Below are 17,138 nucleotides of genomic sequence, written 5' to 3' on the forward strand. Positions count from 1 at the left end.
AACCAAAAGTTATGAGCGGAAAAATTTTAAATGCTTCGGCAAACATTTATCAAGACCAAGCAAAAGTCCTTTTTGACTATTACAAACAAGCAGCTGAAAAAATTGTCAGCGAAGAAGAAAAGTATGAAAAGGAAATAGCAGTATGCAAAGAAAGAGTTGCACAACTTAGTCAGGATTTTGCTAAGGCAAAACAGACCAGATTGATTTGCATGATATTTTTCTTCGTGCTTGTGCCAATCTACTTTGCAATTACAGCGCATTTAAAAATGAAAGAATTGCAAGCGGAGATTGATGCCAACGAACAGAAGATTGCTGAGTTTCAGAAAATGCACAAAGAAATTTTCAGAGATTACAAAGTAACTAAGTTGGGAATCGGTTATGTTCCAGTTGCAGCGCAAATTCCTTTTGAGGACAAAAGTTTTATGATTGATTACACCAACTCTGTCAACTCACAAAAGTTTAATCTGAATACTTTGAAGCAAGCAGAATTATTTACAAGTGCAGTAAATGATTTAGACGAGTTAATGCAAGATGCACCAATTATTGAAAAGTCAGACGAAACAGAATCAGTAAGCACAGACGACTATTCTCTCTCAATTCAAAATGTTACTTATCACGATTACTTAGGAAAGATTGACAGAACACTTCGCACTTCTTCCTTTTGCCTTTCTGATTTGGACTTGACTTCCGTTTCACTTCCAGTTGTGTTGCCCGAAAGCGAACATTCAAAATTTATCAATGAACATTCAACAACTGAAACAGGAAATGCTCCCGTATTCAACATCTTTGACAACTCACCTTATCAAGATGAGATCGCAAGATTTCATTCGTTGAATGAAATGAAAAAATCTTTAGAGAAAAATCAAACACAATTTGAAGAAGTTTTGAAAACGCTGATGATGAACATGGCAAATTCAGTTCAGGCGATAACGCAAGTAAAACTTGCTTCAACAAATATGATGGTTGACACTTCAAACAAAACGCTTTTCAAAATTTTGAAATGTTCTTACAATCACTATTCACCAAATCTTGAAGCAGACGAAATTGAAAGAATCAGAAACGAGAAATTCAATTACCAAGAATCAGTAGAAAATTATCAGCCGTTCCAACTGAAACCAAGTTCAAAATTGAAGTATGATATTGTTTCTGATTGTTGGGTTGCGGAAGATGGAAGCAAAACAAATTTTCCTTTTGGTGTTCATCAAATTCACGAAGAAATTGTTGCTCCTATTGTTCAGAATTTAATGGAGGAAACAAGATTGGAGAGAATGAAAATTTACAACAACATCAAAGACCAGAAAACATCTTATCTCAATCAGTGGCATCAGGAGACAATGGATTTCTACGGTAGAAACAGAGCAGAGAGCAACGATTTAATAAACATCATGCGTTCTACCTTGAGTGAATACATTTCATCATACAATGCAATGGTTGCGTTGAAAAAGACGGAAGACAATCTCAAAAACAATTCATCTGTTGATGCTTCACTTGTAAAATCAGAGGAGAACGAAGCAGAAGTATTTGCTGCGTTTGAAGCCAAGTCAAAAGATTTCAAAATGATTCAAGAAGATTTCACTCAATACATGGACAGATTGAAAGAAGATATTGACAGACGAGCGGAGAAATTTGAATACATTGAGTTTTATGATGCTTCATTGAGAGATACAAACTTTAAAGAGTATGCGGTTGCAAGCGGCAGAGTAAATCAGTTAGATGCAAGAAGAATGCCTTTGGCTTCTGTAAGTCCTTTCTTCGCTGAAACATCAGAGTTGCCACCACCACCCTCAATTGAAGATGTTACATACGAACATATGTCAATCAATCTTCCAAAAATTGCAAAGGCGGCATTGGATGAATTAAGAGGCAACAGCGAACCAACAGAAGAAGAAAACGGAACGGAAACCACTGAAAATAGCGAAGCATAATTTATAGCAACCGAAATTTAAAAAACATACAATGGCTAATTTTAATTTTACAGTTGACACCAACCCAATGGCAGACAGCATTGATGGCGTTGCCAATCATGTTGACGGAACCACAGCAGCAGTTATTGCAATGCAAACAGCAGTTGTAATTGCGGAACAAAAAGGAGCAGAGAAAATCTGCAATAATGTCAATTTTGGTTTCTACTCTTTAATCCGTTCACAGATTTTTCAAAAGATTGCAACGCATAAAAGTAAAGCCGATGCAAAAATTATGGAACTGCAACAGCAATCAGTTTCGCTAATTGCAATTAAAAGCAGAATGGAAAAAGATTATCAAATGCTTGCAAGCCGTTACACAAAGTTGTTTGAAGGATTGAACAAAGCATTGCGGGCAAGAATTTTTGAACTTGACAAGCCAACTACAAACTTTGTATTGAAAGATGTTTTACCAACCGCAAACAGAACAAAACGTTTGTCAGGTTCAACATCAACAACACAAGTAGAAAGTATTGCGAGCGGTCAAATGATTTCTGTTTCCAACACAAAGTATAATGCTATGAAGAATATTTCTTCTATGCAAGATTTTATCTACAGTTCGGAAAATCAAAAAAATTTAATCGGAAGTATTTTAAATAAGGAGTCAGTAAGCAAGCCAACTGAAAAAGATATTCCAGTTCTCATTTCAGAATCGGAAGGACTGAATGTAAGACAGTCGCAATGGATGATTACACAACCGCCATTGAAGAAAAACACAAACTCAAAAATTGAATCTCATATTTATTCAACATTGACAAATTTGAAATGGGTTGATGATGACCAAAGCAACTCCAGTCGTGTAAAACAAGAATTTGGAGATTTTGTAAATCAATCTACTGTTTCAGACAGAGTGAAAAAACAAATGCTCTCTTTACTTGAATCGTCTAAATGGCAAAAATTAAATTCTTAATCCAATGAGTTATTCAAGAGATTATCACGAAACAATTACAGTCAACGGTTCAGAATCTAAAACCGTATCGTATCCGAAATCTGAATCAGGAGGAAGCATGACTGTTACAGTTCATTACACAGAGCATGTTCCCGTTGACATAAGAATTAATGTGGACACAAATCCATTTGACAGAAGCGTAAGCTCGGCAAATAAACATGTCAATTTTCTTACAGGTTCAGTTGTAGCAACGGAAGCCGCACATATAGCAGCAAAAGTTAAAAGTGCAGAAGATATTTCTGATACAATGGTTGAGGGATTTTTCGGACTGATAAAATCCGAAATCAATCAGCAACTTACAGAAATAAAACCAAGAGTTGATGCATTGATAATTGAATTAATGCAACATCAACAGACATGTGCACAAAAGAAAGTTCAATTGGAAGGCGACTTTGGAAGAATCTCCGAGCGATACGCAAAAATCTTTTTTGACTTAGACAAAGAATTGCGGAACAGAATTCTTTTGTTGAACCAATCAGCAGTTGGAGTTCACGGAACACTTACAACCCGTGTGCATCGTTCATTCAGCGACATCAGCACAAGCATCGCAACCATTTACAACAAGGAAGGAAATCATCTTCAATCAATGCTTTTCGCTTCTGGTTTGAAAAGCAAAGCACATTCATTGATTGACAGTGCAAAAAATTATTTGTTTTCTGAAAAAAATCTTTCAGCACAATTGCAGGAAATTTTAATTCCAGCGAGAATTGAAGTTGTAGTATCAAAACAAATTCCTGTATTGTATTTTGAAAGCAAGAATCAAGAAAACGGAAATGATGTTGCAATTATTACTTCGGGACAAATTCCTGCATTGGCATCTAACAAGACAAAATTGAAAGACAGTTTTTCAAATTCGGGAAGCAAATGGAAAACACTTGATTCAAAAAACAGAGAACACATCAACACTTTTTTGAAACTTGAATTATCAAGTCAGGAGAGCCAAACACACAATATCAATCCGAGAGTTGCACAACAAATTATGCAGCTTTGGAACAATGACACTAACATACAAACCAACAATTAAAATTAATTCCCATGAATGAGTTAAAAGAAATCCGAGTGAACGACCAAAGATTATTACTGAATGATAATCTTGTAAAGAGTTCAATACTTCCGAGAGCATCAAGCGAATTGGAACGAGATGTTGTAATACAAGGCGACACAATTATTGAAGGTGCGGTGTATGCAAAATACTTTGAAATTCAAAGAGGAAAACTTGAAGTGCAAGGTGCAGTTTTCACTCAAATTGAATTGCATGTAAATACTGATGCAAAGGGTTCGGCAACTTTTCGCAAAGCTGTTGGTTCTGCCGATTCAATCGTTTCACTTGCTCCAAGTTACCGTGTAATTTTTCAAGGTGATGTAAATGCGAAGCAAGTGAAATTGCGTAATGCTTTTATTGCTGGAAGCATTTTTGCAGATGAAATTGTTTTGGAAGATTGTGTTGTAATAGGTGGCGTGTTTGCTTCATTGAATCTTGAAATCAACAATTCTATTATAGGAACTTTCAACGCTCCGCTTGCAAGAATTTCCAAAGTGATTCACTTGCTTTTACCGAGTGCATTTACAGTTGAGAAAATAAACGCAATACCTGGAACTGAAATGTATAATTTGAGCTTGGCTGACTTAGGTTCTCTTTTCAAAGGGCATGAGCAATCAAAAAATTCTGGTAAGATTAGAATGAGTATGGAAGCAGACGAATTAAAATCTGTTTTGCGTTCAGAAGATACACAACAAATTATTCGCAGTTACACTGTAATCGGAAAAGTTTTAGCTGCTGACCTTTTGGACATTGACAAATTCAACAACCATTTTCTTTTGACTGCTGCTTCACTTGGTTCGCAGTTGCTGAAAACTTATGACTTAGGAATTGAAAACGGAGGTGAAGGAAAATCACTGACAGTTGGGAATATCTCAAACTTTTTCTTTGACATTTTACTTGGCAAGATTGACATTCAAGAAATGTCGGGTGAGTTCAGTATGAAAGACATCGTAGAAAAATTCAAATAGCCAACGCATTTTGCAAGCACAATTAAAAACCGCACAAGCCAACTCACAACCAAAGTTTTTAATAGAGCTTGCAAAGCCGACCCAAAAGAAAAATTGTTTTTAAAAAATTTCCAACGCTTCAAAAAAAATAAAAAACGCAACGCACAGCCGACACTCAATGACACGACAACTCAACAACGACAATGGTTTGCAAACACGGTGGACAAATACCACTGGCTATAACAGCACCTACCCAAAAGGCGGGGTTTCGTGTTCCAAAGACAGTTTTGTGGTTAATCAAACATTAGTTTTTCAAATCAAGGTTTGTGGTAAAAGTCCCGCCCTTCGGGTAGCTGCAAACCGTTAGCTGTAATTGATAAACACATAAACATGAAAGAAATATTTTCAACAAAACCAAACTGGGACAATGAACAGCAACTTGTCCTAACAGTAAACCCAACATTATTATTGAAGGGGGTGCAGGCAGTGGCAAAACTTTGCTAGCTATTTATCTTGCTAAAGAGTTGCATGAAAAGCATGAAAAGAACATTTCAATTATAGTTTATACTAAAGCACTTAGGACATTCATAAAGCATACATTGACCTATCTAAATTTACCAGAAGTAAATGTATTTTATCAAGAAGAAATAAATGGATATATAAATATAAAACACGATTATATTATAATAGACGAAGCGCAGGACTTTTCTGTTCAAGACATTATTAACTTTCAAGAAAATGCCAAAAAAGGCATGTTTATTTTCGCAGACGAGAATCAGCGCCTTTATGACAAAAACTCAAAGAAGGAAACAACACTGACGGTCTCACTCTTACGCCAAAAAGTTAATTTTCCTACGGTTAAACTGAAGCACAATTATAGAATCTCAAAAAATATCGCAGAACTTATTTGTAACTTATATCCGGATAGTTCTCTAAGCTGTAAATCGTTTGACGATGGGCATAAACCAATTTTTATTAAATGTAATTCCCCTCTTCAAGAACTTGAATACATAAAAACCTATGTTACGACTAATGCCAATGAAGATATAGGCATTCTACTTAAAGAAAATAGAGCCATACAAGAAGGTGGATATTTTGCGAATCGTAATAGTAAAAAAATAAAAATACCAGGTGTCTTGGAAACTAAAGATTTTCTCGTTTCCTCTGGTATTGTAATAGGTTATAAATTTGACCGTGTCGACAAATTAGTTTTTACAGAAAGTAAAAACATAAATATCATGACATATCACAGTTCTAAAGGACTACAGTTTGATACTGTTATTTTACCTTTCAGCAATACATTGAATAGCCATAAGAATTTATGTGTGAATTATGTAGGCCTGACAAGAAGTAAAAGCAAACTTATTATTACATACACTGACATAATATCTGGCGAATACAACATGCCCTTAGACAAAGAGAAGTATGATGGTGAAATCAGACTATTTGATGAAAATAGGGATTTGCCGATTGACACTTTAAAAGCATTACATGAATTAAATAATTTGTAATGACAACTACCGCTAACAAAGGGTTTGCAATAGCGGGGGTGACGTGCTTCGCAGACAATTTTGTGCTTAGTGAGAGTGTAGTGCTTCGTATTAAATTTGGTGCTAAAAAGCCCCGCCATCGCAAACCCTCGGAACGTTAGCGGTAAGCGTATGACGACCGTGCAAACTTGAAACCGACTGTAAAAACAAAGGATAATGACACGACATACTTTAATAATCGGATTGCTGCTTCTGACAATTTCTCCCCCCGCAGAGTTTCCTTTTCAGAACTCTGCGCGAATGAATGAGTAAACTAGCTTATCGCAGCGTCCTTTTTACATTTATATTTATTGAAAAGAGGACACCCATAATAGTGCTTTGCTGCTTTAGAGTTTTAGCTCAATGATTTTGTAAAAGTGTAAGCCCACCAAATCAATATTAGTTGCAAAGGCAATCTAAGTATCGTTACCCACAACTTAGGATTAGATTTATTCCAATAGTCAAGCATCATTTGAATATTGGCAGGGAAAACAGCGATCAATAAGAGAATGATGCCCCAGGCAGCTACACTTCTCGTGGAAGAAAATAGAAGTAGCAGGCCAAGAGCTATTTCGCAAACACCGCTGATAATGACCAACTGATGATGCCAGGGAAGCCAGGGCGGCATTATTTTTAAATAAAATTTGGGATGCCAAAAATGATTGACCCCTGCCGCGACATATAATGCAGCCATTATAAAGAGTGAAAGTGTCTTCATGCTATAAATATAAGCTGCGAAAGTTAATATGCAGTGCGCAACAAAGCATTGCGGCAGATTAGGCATACAGTTTCATTACCCCACTCTTCATTGTCTGAAGAAAAGGCAGGGAAGGCCCCCAACTATTCAGAACCTTATATAAAGATGTGTGGCACTGGTTTCTTGACCCGTAGGGTCAAAGCCTTTGGTAGAATATTTTGGTCCTTAAGATTTCTTAGCAATAGAATTGGAGGGAATCTTTAGCTTTACCTTCCCCAAAGGTTCATCATGGCCAATCGGAAAAAGGAAAAATACATTTTCAATACACATACACTCAGCTACGAGAAAGCTGTAGTGAGTTGGGGCAGTCGAATCATTCGCTTTTTGGGCTTTATGGTGGCGGCATTGGTTTTTTCGCTGGCTATTTCTACTATTTACTATCGCTTTTTCGACTCCCCAAAAGAAAAGAGACTTCGGGCAGAATTGAATAAAATGAAAGATCAATATTCCTTGCTTGGTCGCGAAACGGATAGGCTTTCAACTGTGTTAGATGATTTGCATTATCGAGATGGGAATATATACCGGGTGATGCTTGAAGCAGAACCAATTGATGAGGATGTTTGGAAAGCAGGAACCGGGGGGATTAATAAATATCGTTATTTAGAACAGTTTGATAACGGGGAACTGATGAAGGAGTTATCCTTAAAGGTGGATAAATTGAAAAAGCAGATGGTCATTCAATCTAAGAGTTATGATCAGGTGGCTGTGCTGATCACTAATAGCCAGCAGATGTTAGCATCTATTCCTTCCATCCAGCCCATTTTGAACAAGAATCTTAAACATGTAGCTTCCGGATACGGTAAGCGTTTAGACCCCATTTATAAAATCATGAAGTTTCATGAAGGCATGGATTTTTCTGCTGCTATTGGTACCGATATTCATGTGACCGGCGATGGAACGGTTGAAACGGTTAACTTTTCGTATAATGGTTACGGCAACGAAGTAGTGGTAAATCATGGCTATGGATATAAAACAAGATACGCCCATTTGTCTCAACCATTAATTCGTGAGGGACAGAAATTAAAACGGGGTGATATTATTGGTAAGGTTGGAAACACCGGCAAATCTACTGGGCCACATTTGCATTATGAGGTAATCAAGAATGGCGGCCATTTGAATCCGGTTTATTATTACTTCAACGATTTGAAAGATGCCGACTTCCAAAAGATGCTTGAGATGTCAAACAATCCAGGTCAGGCGATGGACTAATATTTTCAATCGTTTCTTCGGTGATAGTACTGGAATCAATATTGCCTAATATAAAAACATTCAACCGAAGTGCTTCTTCCTTTCCGATTTTTCAAGTGAAAGTGTCGGCACCTCTTTATGGTGCATGAAGATTGAATCTAAGATCAACAGATTGTATATCTAGAGAAGGCTACTTTGCTATATTCGTTTAAAATTTATTTATGAAGAAATTGATTGAATGTGTACCTAATTTCAGTGAAGGGAGAGATATGAATATCATTCATCAGATTTCAAAAGCCATTGAATCAGTTGATGGTATCCGACTATTAAATGTGGATCCGGGTAAAAGCACTAATAGGACAGTTATAACTTTTGCAGGGGATGAAAATCAGGTAGTTGAAGCTGCATTTCAAGCTATCAGCAAAGCAGCTGAGTTGATTGACATGAGAAAGCACAGCGGCGAGCATCCCCGATTTGGCGCTACGGATGTATGTCCATTTATTCCGATTGCAAATGCTACGATGGATGACTGTATCGCCTGTGCTCGAAAGTTAGGCGAGCGGGTCGGGAAAGAATTGCGAATCCCAGTTTATTTATACGAGTATGCAGCTAATAATCCCGTTCGCAAAAATTTGGCAAACATCAGAGCGGGCGAATATGAAGGTATCTCTAAGAAAATAGCAGAACCTGAATGGAAGCCGGACTTTGGCCCAACCCAATGGAATGAAAAATGCGGCAATATAGCTATTGGCGCCCGTGATTTCCTAGTGGCATATAATGTTAACCTCAATACTACATCGGTTCGTCGCGCTAACTCAGTTGCTTTTGATGTACGCGAAGCGGGTAGAAAGATAAAGAATGATAAAGGAGTTGAAATAACGCAATCGGGTATTTGTAAGGCTGTTAAGGGAATAGGTTGGTATATCCCGGAGTATGGCATTTCACAAGTTTCCATGAACCTTACGAATATCAATATTACACCTGTTCATATCGCCTTTGATGCTTGTGTGCAGAGCGCTCATAATCGAGGAATGAGAGTTACGGGTAGCGAGTTGGTTGGTCTCATTCCTCTTCAGGCAATGTTGGATGCCGGCAAATATTTTTTGATTAAACAAAACCGTTCGGCCGGAGTCAGCGTAGAAGAATTGATTAAAATAGCAGTTAAAAGTCTGGGACTAGATGAACTAGGCCCATTTAATCCTCGAAAGAGAATTGTAGAATACCTATTGGAAGAAGAAAACCCACCCCAATTGATAAACAAAACGCTAAAGGATTTTGCGGATGAAACCGCTTCTGAATCTCCGGCGGGAGGTGGGTCGGTAGCTGCATACGTTGGAGTTTTGGGGATTTCTTTGGGAACCATGGTCGCGAATCTTTCTTCACATAAAAAGGGATGGGATGACCGATGGAAAGAGTTTTCTGATGTGGCTGAACGGGGTCAGAAAATAAAAGATCGGCTGTTGCAATTAGTAGATGAAGACACCAGTTCATTCAATAAGATAATGGAGGCATACTGTTTGCCAAAATCTTCAGAAAAAGAGAAGGAATTAAGAAGAGAGGCTATACAATTAGCTACCAAGACCGCCATCGAAGTGCCCTTTGAAGTAATGACACTCTGCCTTGAATCTTTTGAGATAATTAAAGCAATGGCCGAAAAAGGAAATCCAAATTCAGTTTCAGATGCAGGTGTAGGAGCTTTATGTGTCCGTGCGGCAATCTATGGAGCTTTTCTAAACATCAAAATCAATGCTTCTGGATATGAAGACAAAGATTATGTGGCAAAAAATTAAAAGCTGGAGATATACTTATGAAAAAGGCAGTAGAATCGGAGGCTGCTATTCTGTCCACGGTGGAACAAAGATTATGCGATAGAAATATCAGTTTCTGGGAGGGCGAAAACCTCTGAAAGTGAACATGGTTGGTAGCGAAGTAGAATCACCATGTATGGTGGTTACATACTTCATTTCCATAAATGTATCCTTCACGAAGCCAGTACCTTCTTTGATGTCAAGATATTTTGGAGGCCCTCCCAAGGTTTGTTCGAAAACGAAGAAGGTATATTTCCCAGTGAGAAGGCACTCTATCGTGCCTGGCATAATGGTGATAATTTTAGGATCATCATGATAGGCCCAAATGGCATATTCATCATACGGTTTTGAAAGCCCATCGGAACGGAAGTTATAACCGCGGTAAACACCCGTAATATCATATCTTACCTCTACACATCTATCCGGATCGGCACTCGGTTGAAGTGGCCACTCGCAAACTAATTTCTTACAGCCTGAACTGAACAGTAAAAGCACTCCTATAAAAGTGAGATAAAATAGTTTCATATCTTAAACGTAGTCGTAAAAATACTGTTTTTCTTCAAATCTGATATCGAACCTTTCAAAATGGATCAATTGTGGAAAGATTACTATGGCAAGAGTTATCTAGACCAAGATTTGCGTTCAATACATTAGTTGTATTTCTTTCATTATTGAGAGGTGAAATATAGCCGAACCCTTTTCCAAGACTGATTCAAATGCCAATAGCTTACACTATGGCGGTATCTACTCGACCTTAAAGGCATACGGAGAAATGGGGCTGTTCGGTTCTAAAAAAATCATCTCCTCGGCAGCCAATTTACTTCTTTTGCACCGAGGTCTTTTGCTATTTTTCGTGATAGGGTAAAGAGGAAATCGGAAAGGCGATTGAGGTATTTTATGATTAGCGGGTCTAAGGGGGTAACTTGATGTAGGGCTACGATTAGTCGCTCAGCACGACGGCAAACCGTACGGCAATGTGGCAATAGGAGACATGCACATTGCCGCCGGGCAACACGAAATGCTTCAAACTCTCCAGTTGCTCATCCATTTGGTCAATAGCCTTCTCCAAAAGTTCAATATCTTCCTCGTGCAAATCAGGCTTCTTGAGCGATTGCTTATCCGGATCAGCAGCTAGGTTAGCACCTATAGTGAATAAGCGGTCCTGAATTTCTTTTAATAAATCTTTAGTCGCCTGATCGGTATGAAACGTCGCGCAACAAAACCAATCCATGGTTAAGTTCATCTACCGTGCCGTAACTGTCAATACGCAATTCGCTTTTCAGCACCCGCTTCCTCCAAAAAGGGAAGTTTCGCCTATGTCTCCGGTTTTGGTGTAGATCTTCATAATACTAAACTGGACTTAATTTAAGAGATTCATTTATCACATCCGATTCTACCAATCCATCTCTTAAACGGATGATACGACGTGCGTTCTTGGCTATATCGTCTTCGTGAGTTACTAATATTACGGTGTTGCCTCCTTTGTTTATCGCTTCAAAAATCTCCATGATTTCGTAAGAAGTTTTGGTGTCAAGATTACCGGTTGGTTCATCAGCGAGAATAATGGATGGATTATTGACCACCGCGCGGGCAATGGCCACTCTTTGACGCTGTCCTCCTGATAGTTCATTGGGTTTATGAGTCATCCGGTCTTTTAGACCCACCATTTCCATCACTTCTTCGGCGCGCGCGATACGTTTATTTTTGCTCATTCCGGCATAGACCAAAGGAAGGGCAACGTTTTCCAAAGACGAAAGGCGGGGGAGGAGGTTGAAAGTTTGAAATACAAAGCCGATTTCCTTATTGCGCACCCGAGCCAGTTCATCTTCACTCATTTCGGATACCTGTGTATTGTTGAGTTTGTACGAACCGGAAGTTGGAGAATCAAGACAACCTAAAATATTCATCAGGGTAGATTTGCCCGAGCCGGATGGTCCCATCAAAGCTACATATTCGTTGCGCTCAATCGAAAGCGATACATCCCGAAGAGCAGCGATTTTCTGTAATCCCATTATGTATTCCTTGCGGATGTTATGGATTTCAATGATAGGCATTTTTCTTATTGTGTTGATGTTAAGTTGGCTGTATCGTATTGCATCAGTTCTCCAACAATTCAGCGCCTTCGAACTATTTTTTAATAACTTTAGGTACCTTGAAATAATCCGAATCTCTCTGTGGGGCATTTTTCAGCGCATCTTCTTTGGAAACATTGTCCTTTACAAAATCTTTTCTAAGAACATTCTTTTCCTCGCTCATATAAATTAGGCTCAGCACCATCCACATTTATTTCCTTCAACTTCTCCATCATGTCAAAAATCTTTTGGAGATCTTTTTTCAATACTTCCTTCTGCTGACCGTCAAATTCTAGTCGTGCTAATTCGGCAAGGCGTTCTACTGTGGCATCATCTATCGTCATCGTTGGCGGGTACTTAATTATTCTATTTTCGAGCCAAATATAATCGAATAGAAAAGAAGATGCGTAAGGAGATAACGGTTAGCGGTGTAAGACCTACCGGCAAACAACATTTGGGTAACTATTTTGGGGCTGTGGTGAATTTTGTGAAAATGCAAGAGCAGTTTGATGGCTACTTCTTTGTGGCTGATTATCATTCGCTAACTACCCATCCCAAAGCGGCAGATCTAAAAGCCAATGTAAGGCAAATTGTGGTGGAATATTTGGCTTGTGGTGTAGATCCGAATAAATGCACTTTATTTTTGCAGAGTGATGTACCGCAGATTCCAGAGTTGTATCTCATCTTTAATATGCTGGCTTATCTAGGTGAACTGGAGCGCTCGGCATCATTCAAAGATAAAGTGAGAGAGCAGCCTAATAATGTCAATGCCGGGTTGCTGACTTATCCGGTGCTTATGGCGGTTGATATTGTTATTCATAAGGCGGACAAAGTTCCAGTGGGAAAAGATCAGCAACAACATCTGGAAATGACACGTGATTTTGTCCATCGTTTCAACCACCTATATGGGGTAGAATATTTCCCCGAGCCCAAAGCTTTCAACTTCGATGGAGCATTGGTTTCGGTGCCCAGTCTTGACGGTGAGGGAAAGATGAGTAAATCTAAAGGAGAAAACACTTGTATATATCTATCCGATGAACCGGAGGCAATTCGCAAAAAAGTAATGCGCGCAGTAACGGATACAGGACCGACTCAGCCAAACTCCGAAAAACCAATAGCAGTAAAAAATCTGTTTGATTTGATGAAACTGGTTTCCTCTAAAGACGCAATTGTTGATTTTGAAACGAAGTATAACAACTGCACCATTCGCTATGGTGATATGAAGAAACAAGTGGCAGAGGACATGGTTCTATTCCTATCGCCTATCCGTGAGCGAATTAAAGAATTGAGCCAAAACGAAAAGATGTTGAACGAAATAATAGGGGATGGCGGTGCTAAAGCTCGTATAAGCGCTGCAAAAACAATCGGGGAAGTGAGGGAAATAATTGGGATAAAAAGCTTTTGAGACTGAAACAATTTCTATTTTCGGCACAAACATAAACTTAGTCACTAAAGAGCATTCCAAACCTGATAAACAAGCAAAAACCTATGGCGAAAAAGAAATCGGCATCTAAAGCTAAAAGTAAGCCCGTAAAAAAGACAGGGAAGAAAGTTGTGTTACCCGTAGCGAAGAAAGCCTCAAGGTCTGCTACAAAGAAGACTGTGAAGTCGGTAGCAAAGAAAGTTGCTAAACCGGCTACTAAAAAGACAGCTACTGTTAAGAGTCCTCCGGTAGTGGCAAAGAAACTTGCAGGCTCCAAAAGGCCAATTAAACATATTGCTATTGCGGGGAATATTGGCTCCGGTAAAACTACTCTTGCTAAAATTCTTTCTAAACACTTTGCTTGGATTCCTGAGTTTGTGGATGTAGAAAGTAATCCATACCTGAATGATTTTTATGAAGATATGCCAAGGTGGTCATTCAATCTTCAGGTGCATTTTCTTAATTCTCGTTTCAAACAACTGCTCGAAATTCAAAAGGGACATGAGACCGTTATTCAAGACAGAACTATTTATGAAGATGCCATGATATTTGCGCCCAATCTTCATTCATTGGGGCTGATGACCACTAGAGATTTTGAAAACTATTCACAACTTTTTCGCACTATTTCATCTTTGATCAAACCGCCTGATTTATTGATATATCTCCGAGCCAGCGTTCCAACTTTGGTGAATCAGATTCAGAAACGAGGCAGAGAATATGAAGACAACCTACGGTTAGATTATCTACGCAAGTTGAATGAATATTATGAAAAGTGGATTACAAGCTACCAATCAGGCAACCTACTTATTATAGATGTGGACAAGTCCAACTTTGCCGATGAAGAAGAAGCGCAGGGGGAAGTTATCAATAAGGTGAGCGCTGAGTTGTTCGGTTTGTTTTGATTCTGGCTTTACCCTTTTGCTTTCCGATTAACGTAGTGGGAAATGAATTCTATAGATTAGTGTTTTAATCTGGCAGGCACTATCGAGATTTTCATTGATTATTCTGAGGGACTCTTTTTGCAATCTATTAGTCTTCCTACATTCGCACGCTGTTTTAAGAAATGAAGATTCTGCAAATCACCAAAAAATTTCCTCATCCGGTAAAGGACGGAGAGGTAATTGGCATCATCAACCTTACCAAAGGTTTTGCGGCACAAGGTCACGAGGTAACCGTTCTTTCATTAAATACTAAAAAACACTATTTTCCCCCAGAAAACCTTCCGGAAGACGAGAAGAGTATAGCAAAGTTTATATCTGTGGATATTGACACCACCCTCCATCCGCTCAAGGCTTTTCTCAACCTATTTACTTCAAAGTCCTACAATATTGAACGCTTTTATTCAACAGATTTTGAAAACAAAATTGCCGAGGTGCTGGCAACCAATTCATTTGATTTAATTTTACTCGAAGGAATTTATTTGATGCGGTATATCGAGGTTATTAGAAAGAACACAGCCGCTAGAGTATTGCTCCGACCACAAAATGTTGAATTCATAATTTGGGAACGCCTATACCGAACCGAAAAGCATATCTTAAAACGAATGTATTTAAAAGTCCTTTCCCATAGGATGAAGCAATTTGAAATATCCAATCTCAACCTGGCTGATATCATGATACCGGTCAGTGAAAACGATATGAAGATATTTCTCGCTCACGGTTGTACAGTGCCACATACTTCTATCCCTACCGGATACATATTTGATACGCTGCCGCTAATAAATTCGAACGAAGAAAATGTCGTGGCCTTTATCGGCGGTATGGACTGGATGCCCAATCGGGAAGGCGTAGAGTGGTTTATCCAGAAAGTCTGGACGCAAGTGGTTGCTGAAATACCCGATGCCAAATTTTATCTAGCGGGCAGGAATTTCCCCGATGAAATCAGAAACCTGAAAGTTAAAGGCCTTATTATTGTTGGCGAAGTGAATGACGCCGTCCAATTTATTTCTTCTAAATCAATTTCCATTGTTCCACTCTTTGCCGGAAGTGGTATGCGCGTAAAGATTATAGAAGCAATGGCTTTGGGCAGGGCAGTAATTTCTACTTCTGTTGGTGCAGAGAGTCTGGCTTTTACAGATGGCAAGGATATATTGATTGCCGACGATGCGAATACTTTTGCTCAAGCCGTGATTAAAACCCTCAGCGACCATCAACTACGAATGGATTTAGGTGCCAATGCCCAACAACTCATTCGCAACCAATACGACAACCGGAAAATTTGCTCCGCTATTATTGATTTCTGTAAACCATATCTCAACTGATGCTTTCCTTAGCTGCAATAATTTTTTGGGCTACTGTGGGACTCATGTTTCATTCCTATATTCTATATCCACGGCTACTCAGATGGTTGGCGAATGGTAAGGTAGAAAACCAAATAATCTTTGACAGTGGTGATGAACTTTTACCCGACGTCTTTGTCATCTTTTCTGCGTTTAATGAAGAGAAAGTAATCCGGGAGAAATTGGAAAGTATTTTTCTGAGCACTTACCCATCTGAAAAACTTCACGTCTATGTCGGTTCTGATAACTCAACGGACCAAACCAATGAAATAGTTGAAGGATTTACCCATCGTTTTTCTAACCTCACCTTTATTCCTTTCGCCGAGCGAAATGGCAAATCCAACGTCTTGAACAGTTTGGTAAAGATGGTTCAGGATAAAGGAGTAAACCCAGAAAAAGATATTTTTATACTCACCGATGCCAATGTCATCTTTGCGCCTGAAACGATCTATGAACTGTCCAAGCATTTCAAAAACAATTCAATTGCCCAGGTGGGGGCAAACATCCTCAACAAAGGAGTGATAGAAGATGGAATTTCCTTCCAAGAAAAAACCTACATCCAAAACGAAAATAACATCAAATACTACGAAGGCTTAAACTGGGGCTGCATGATTGGCGCCTTTGGCGGCTGCTATGCTTTACGAGCTGGTTCATGGAAAAACATTCCACAAAACCAACTCATGGAAGATTTCTATCTAAGTATGAACGTTTTGCATCAGGGACAGAAAGCCATACACGAAAAGAATGCTCTTTGCTATGAAGATGTATCTAGCGAAGTGGGAGAGGAGTTCAAACGAAAAACCCGCATCCAAGCCGGTAACTTCCAAAACCTGGCTGCCTATTGGAAACTCCTCCTTCGCTTCAATCCTGTAGCCTTTTGCTTCCTCTCACACAAAGTCATCCGCTGGGTAGGCCCACTGCTCATCCTTCTGGCCTACCTTTCCAACATCTTCTTGATAAGTCAAAGCCCATTCTACCTCTTCACCTTTATCCTGCAAAATCTCCTCCTTCAAAGTCCGCTGGTAGATTACTTACTCAAAACAATCGGTATTCATTTAATAGTTTTGCGCTTCGCTTCCTACTTCTATTTGATGAACCTTGCTTTACTGATGGGCTTCATTTTATACATGCGAGGCATCAAAACCAATAGCTGGAATCCCACCAAAAGAAATCTATAATCTACT

At 38.9% G+C, this 17,138-nt stretch carries 14 protein-coding genes and 2 pseudogenes; 11 read left to right on the top strand and 5 right to left on the bottom strand.

Going from position 1 to position 17,138, the window contains the following annotated elements:
* The first annotated feature begins 11 nt into the window (after nucleotides 1-11).
* The 5 genes from IPP77_02755 to IPP77_02775 all read left to right on the top strand — a co-directional run bounded on the left by IPP77_02755 (nucleotide 12) and on the right by IPP77_02775 (nucleotide 6,410).
* Nucleotides 12-1,925 (top strand): hypothetical protein, encoded by a 1,914-nt coding sequence (locus IPP77_02755; GenBank protein MBL0308629.1) that lies wholly within the window; start codon nucleotides 12-14, stop codon nucleotides 1,923-1,925.
* Between the two features lie 31 nt (nucleotides 1,926-1,956).
* Nucleotides 1,957-2,871: a hypothetical protein gene (locus tag IPP77_02760; GenBank protein ID MBL0308630.1), complete on the top strand. Its 915-nt coding sequence runs from the start codon at nucleotides 1,957-1,959 to the stop codon at nucleotides 2,869-2,871.
* 4 nt (nucleotides 2,872-2,875) lie between these two features.
* The gene (locus IPP77_02765) at nucleotides 2,876-3,934 is read left to right on the top strand and encodes a hypothetical protein (GenBank protein MBL0308631.1); all 1,059 of its coding nucleotides are present in this window, start codon (nucleotides 2,876-2,878) and stop codon (nucleotides 3,932-3,934) included.
* Nucleotides 3,935-3,945: 11 nt separating this feature from the next.
* Nucleotides 3,946-4,920 carry a hypothetical protein gene (locus IPP77_02770; GenBank protein ID MBL0308632.1) on the top strand — a complete coding sequence of 325 codons (975 nt, stop codon included), beginning with the start codon at nucleotides 3,946-3,948 and terminating at the stop codon, nucleotides 4,918-4,920.
* A 476-nt stretch (nucleotides 4,921-5,396) separates the two neighbouring features.
* Nucleotides 5,397-6,410, top strand: a complete 1,014-nt coding sequence (locus tag IPP77_02775) for an ATP-binding domain-containing protein (GenBank protein MBL0308633.1) — start codon at nucleotides 5,397-5,399, stop codon at nucleotides 6,408-6,410.
* Nucleotides 6,411-6,783: 373 nt separating this feature from the next.
* Here IPP77_02775 and IPP77_02780 read toward each other — a convergent pair whose 3' ends face one another.
* Nucleotides 6,784-7,146, bottom strand: coding sequence for a DoxX family protein (locus IPP77_02780; protein ID MBL0308634.1), 363 nt, complete (start codon nucleotides 7,144-7,146; stop codon nucleotides 6,784-6,786).
* Nucleotides 7,147-7,413: 267 nt separating this feature from the next.
* Here IPP77_02780 and IPP77_02785 point away from each other — a divergent pair, with 267 nt between their 5' ends.
* Both IPP77_02785 and ftcD read left to right on the top strand, forming a co-directional pair.
* Nucleotides 7,414-8,394, top strand: a complete 981-nt coding sequence (locus IPP77_02785) for a M23 family metallopeptidase (GenBank protein ID MBL0308635.1) — start codon at nucleotides 7,414-7,416, stop codon at nucleotides 8,392-8,394.
* A 200-nt stretch (nucleotides 8,395-8,594) separates the two neighbouring features.
* On the top strand, nucleotides 8,595-10,163 hold the full coding sequence (ftcD, locus tag IPP77_02790) for a glutamate formimidoyltransferase (protein MBL0308636.1): 1,569 nt from the start codon (nucleotides 8,595-8,597) through the stop codon (nucleotides 10,161-10,163).
* Between the two features lie 87 nt (nucleotides 10,164-10,250).
* Here the strand turns inward: ftcD and IPP77_02795 are convergent, their stop codons facing one another.
* The 4 genes and pseudogenes from IPP77_02795 to gatC form a co-directional block, all read right to left on the bottom strand.
* A complete protein-coding gene (locus tag IPP77_02795; GenBank protein ID MBL0308637.1) occupies nucleotides 10,251-10,706 on the bottom strand; it encodes a hypothetical protein in 456 nt (151 codons plus the stop codon).
* A gap of 272 nt (nucleotides 10,707-10,978) precedes the next feature.
* Nucleotides 10,979-11,526, bottom strand: a pseudogene (locus IPP77_02800) (cob(I)yrinic acid a,c-diamide adenosyltransferase).
* 4 nt (nucleotides 11,527-11,530) lie between these two features.
* Nucleotides 11,531-12,229 (bottom strand): ABC transporter ATP-binding protein, encoded by a 699-nt coding sequence (locus IPP77_02805; protein MBL0308638.1) that lies wholly within the window; start codon nucleotides 12,227-12,229, stop codon nucleotides 11,531-11,533.
* 79 nt (nucleotides 12,230-12,308) lie between these two features.
* Nucleotides 12,309-12,597, bottom strand: a pseudogene (gene gatC / locus IPP77_02810) (Asp-tRNA(Asn)/Glu-tRNA(Gln) amidotransferase subunit GatC).
* Between the two features lie 59 nt (nucleotides 12,598-12,656).
* Here gatC and trpS point away from each other — a divergent pair.
* From trpS to IPP77_02830, 4 genes are all read left to right on the top strand, one after another.
* Nucleotides 12,657-13,658 (top strand): tryptophan--tRNA ligase, encoded by a 1,002-nt coding sequence (trpS, locus tag IPP77_02815; protein ID MBL0308639.1) that lies wholly within the window; start codon nucleotides 12,657-12,659, stop codon nucleotides 13,656-13,658.
* Between the two features lie 269 nt (nucleotides 13,659-13,927).
* A complete protein-coding gene (locus tag IPP77_02820; protein MBL0308640.1) occupies nucleotides 13,928-14,578 on the top strand; it encodes a deoxynucleoside kinase in 651 nt (216 codons plus the stop codon).
* Nucleotides 14,579-14,739: 161 nt separating this feature from the next.
* The gene (locus IPP77_02825; GenBank protein MBL0308641.1) at nucleotides 14,740-15,936 is read left to right on the top strand and encodes a glycosyltransferase; all 1,197 of its coding nucleotides are present in this window, start codon (nucleotides 14,740-14,742) and stop codon (nucleotides 15,934-15,936) included.
* On the top strand, nucleotides 15,936-17,132 hold the full coding sequence (locus IPP77_02830) for a glycosyltransferase (GenBank protein MBL0308642.1): 1,197 nt from the start codon (nucleotides 15,936-15,938) through the stop codon (nucleotides 17,130-17,132). The genes IPP77_02825 and IPP77_02830 overlap by 1 nt, the downstream gene beginning before the upstream one ends.
* The last annotated feature ends 6 nt before the right edge of the window (nucleotides 17,133-17,138 follow it).

Source organism: Bacteroidota bacterium, assembly GCA_016722375.1.
Taxonomy (GTDB): domain Bacteria; phylum Bacteroidota; class Bacteroidia; order Chitinophagales; family LD1; genus Bog-950.

Excerpts from the sequence above, each read along its gene's own strand:
- ftcD (MBL0308636.1), top strand. The coding sequence starts at position 8,595 with ATGAAGAAATTGATTGAATGTGTACCTAATTTCAGTGAAGGGAGAGAT.
- IPP77_02760 (MBL0308630.1), top strand. The coding sequence starts at position 1,957 with ATGGCTAATTTTAATTTTACAGTTGACACCAACCCAATGGCAGACAGC.
- IPP77_02770 (MBL0308632.1), top strand. The coding sequence starts at position 3,946 with ATGAATGAGTTAAAAGAAATCCGAGTGAACGACCAAAGATTATTACTG.
- IPP77_02755 (MBL0308629.1), top strand. The coding sequence starts at position 12 with ATGAGCGGAAAAATTTTAAATGCTTCGGCAAACATTTATCAAGACCAA.
- IPP77_02785 (MBL0308635.1), top strand. The coding sequence starts at position 7,414 with ATGGCCAATCGGAAAAAGGAAAAATACATTTTCAATACACATACACTC.
- IPP77_02765 (MBL0308631.1), top strand. The coding sequence starts at position 2,876 with ATGAGTTATTCAAGAGATTATCACGAAACAATTACAGTCAACGGTTCA.
- IPP77_02825 (MBL0308641.1), top strand. The coding sequence starts at position 14,740 with ATGAAGATTCTGCAAATCACCAAAAAATTTCCTCATCCGGTAAAGGAC.
- IPP77_02830 (MBL0308642.1), top strand. The coding sequence starts at position 15,936 with ATGCTTTCCTTAGCTGCAATAATTTTTTGGGCTACTGTGGGACTCATG.
- IPP77_02795 (MBL0308637.1), bottom strand. The coding sequence starts at position 10,706 with ATGAAACTATTTTATCTCACTTTTATAGGAGTGCTTTTACTGTTCAGT.
- trpS (MBL0308639.1), top strand. The coding sequence starts at position 12,657 with ATGCGTAAGGAGATAACGGTTAGCGGTGTAAGACCTACCGGCAAACAA.
- IPP77_02780 (MBL0308634.1), bottom strand. The coding sequence starts at position 7,146 with ATGAAGACACTTTCACTCTTTATAATGGCTGCATTATATGTCGCGGCA.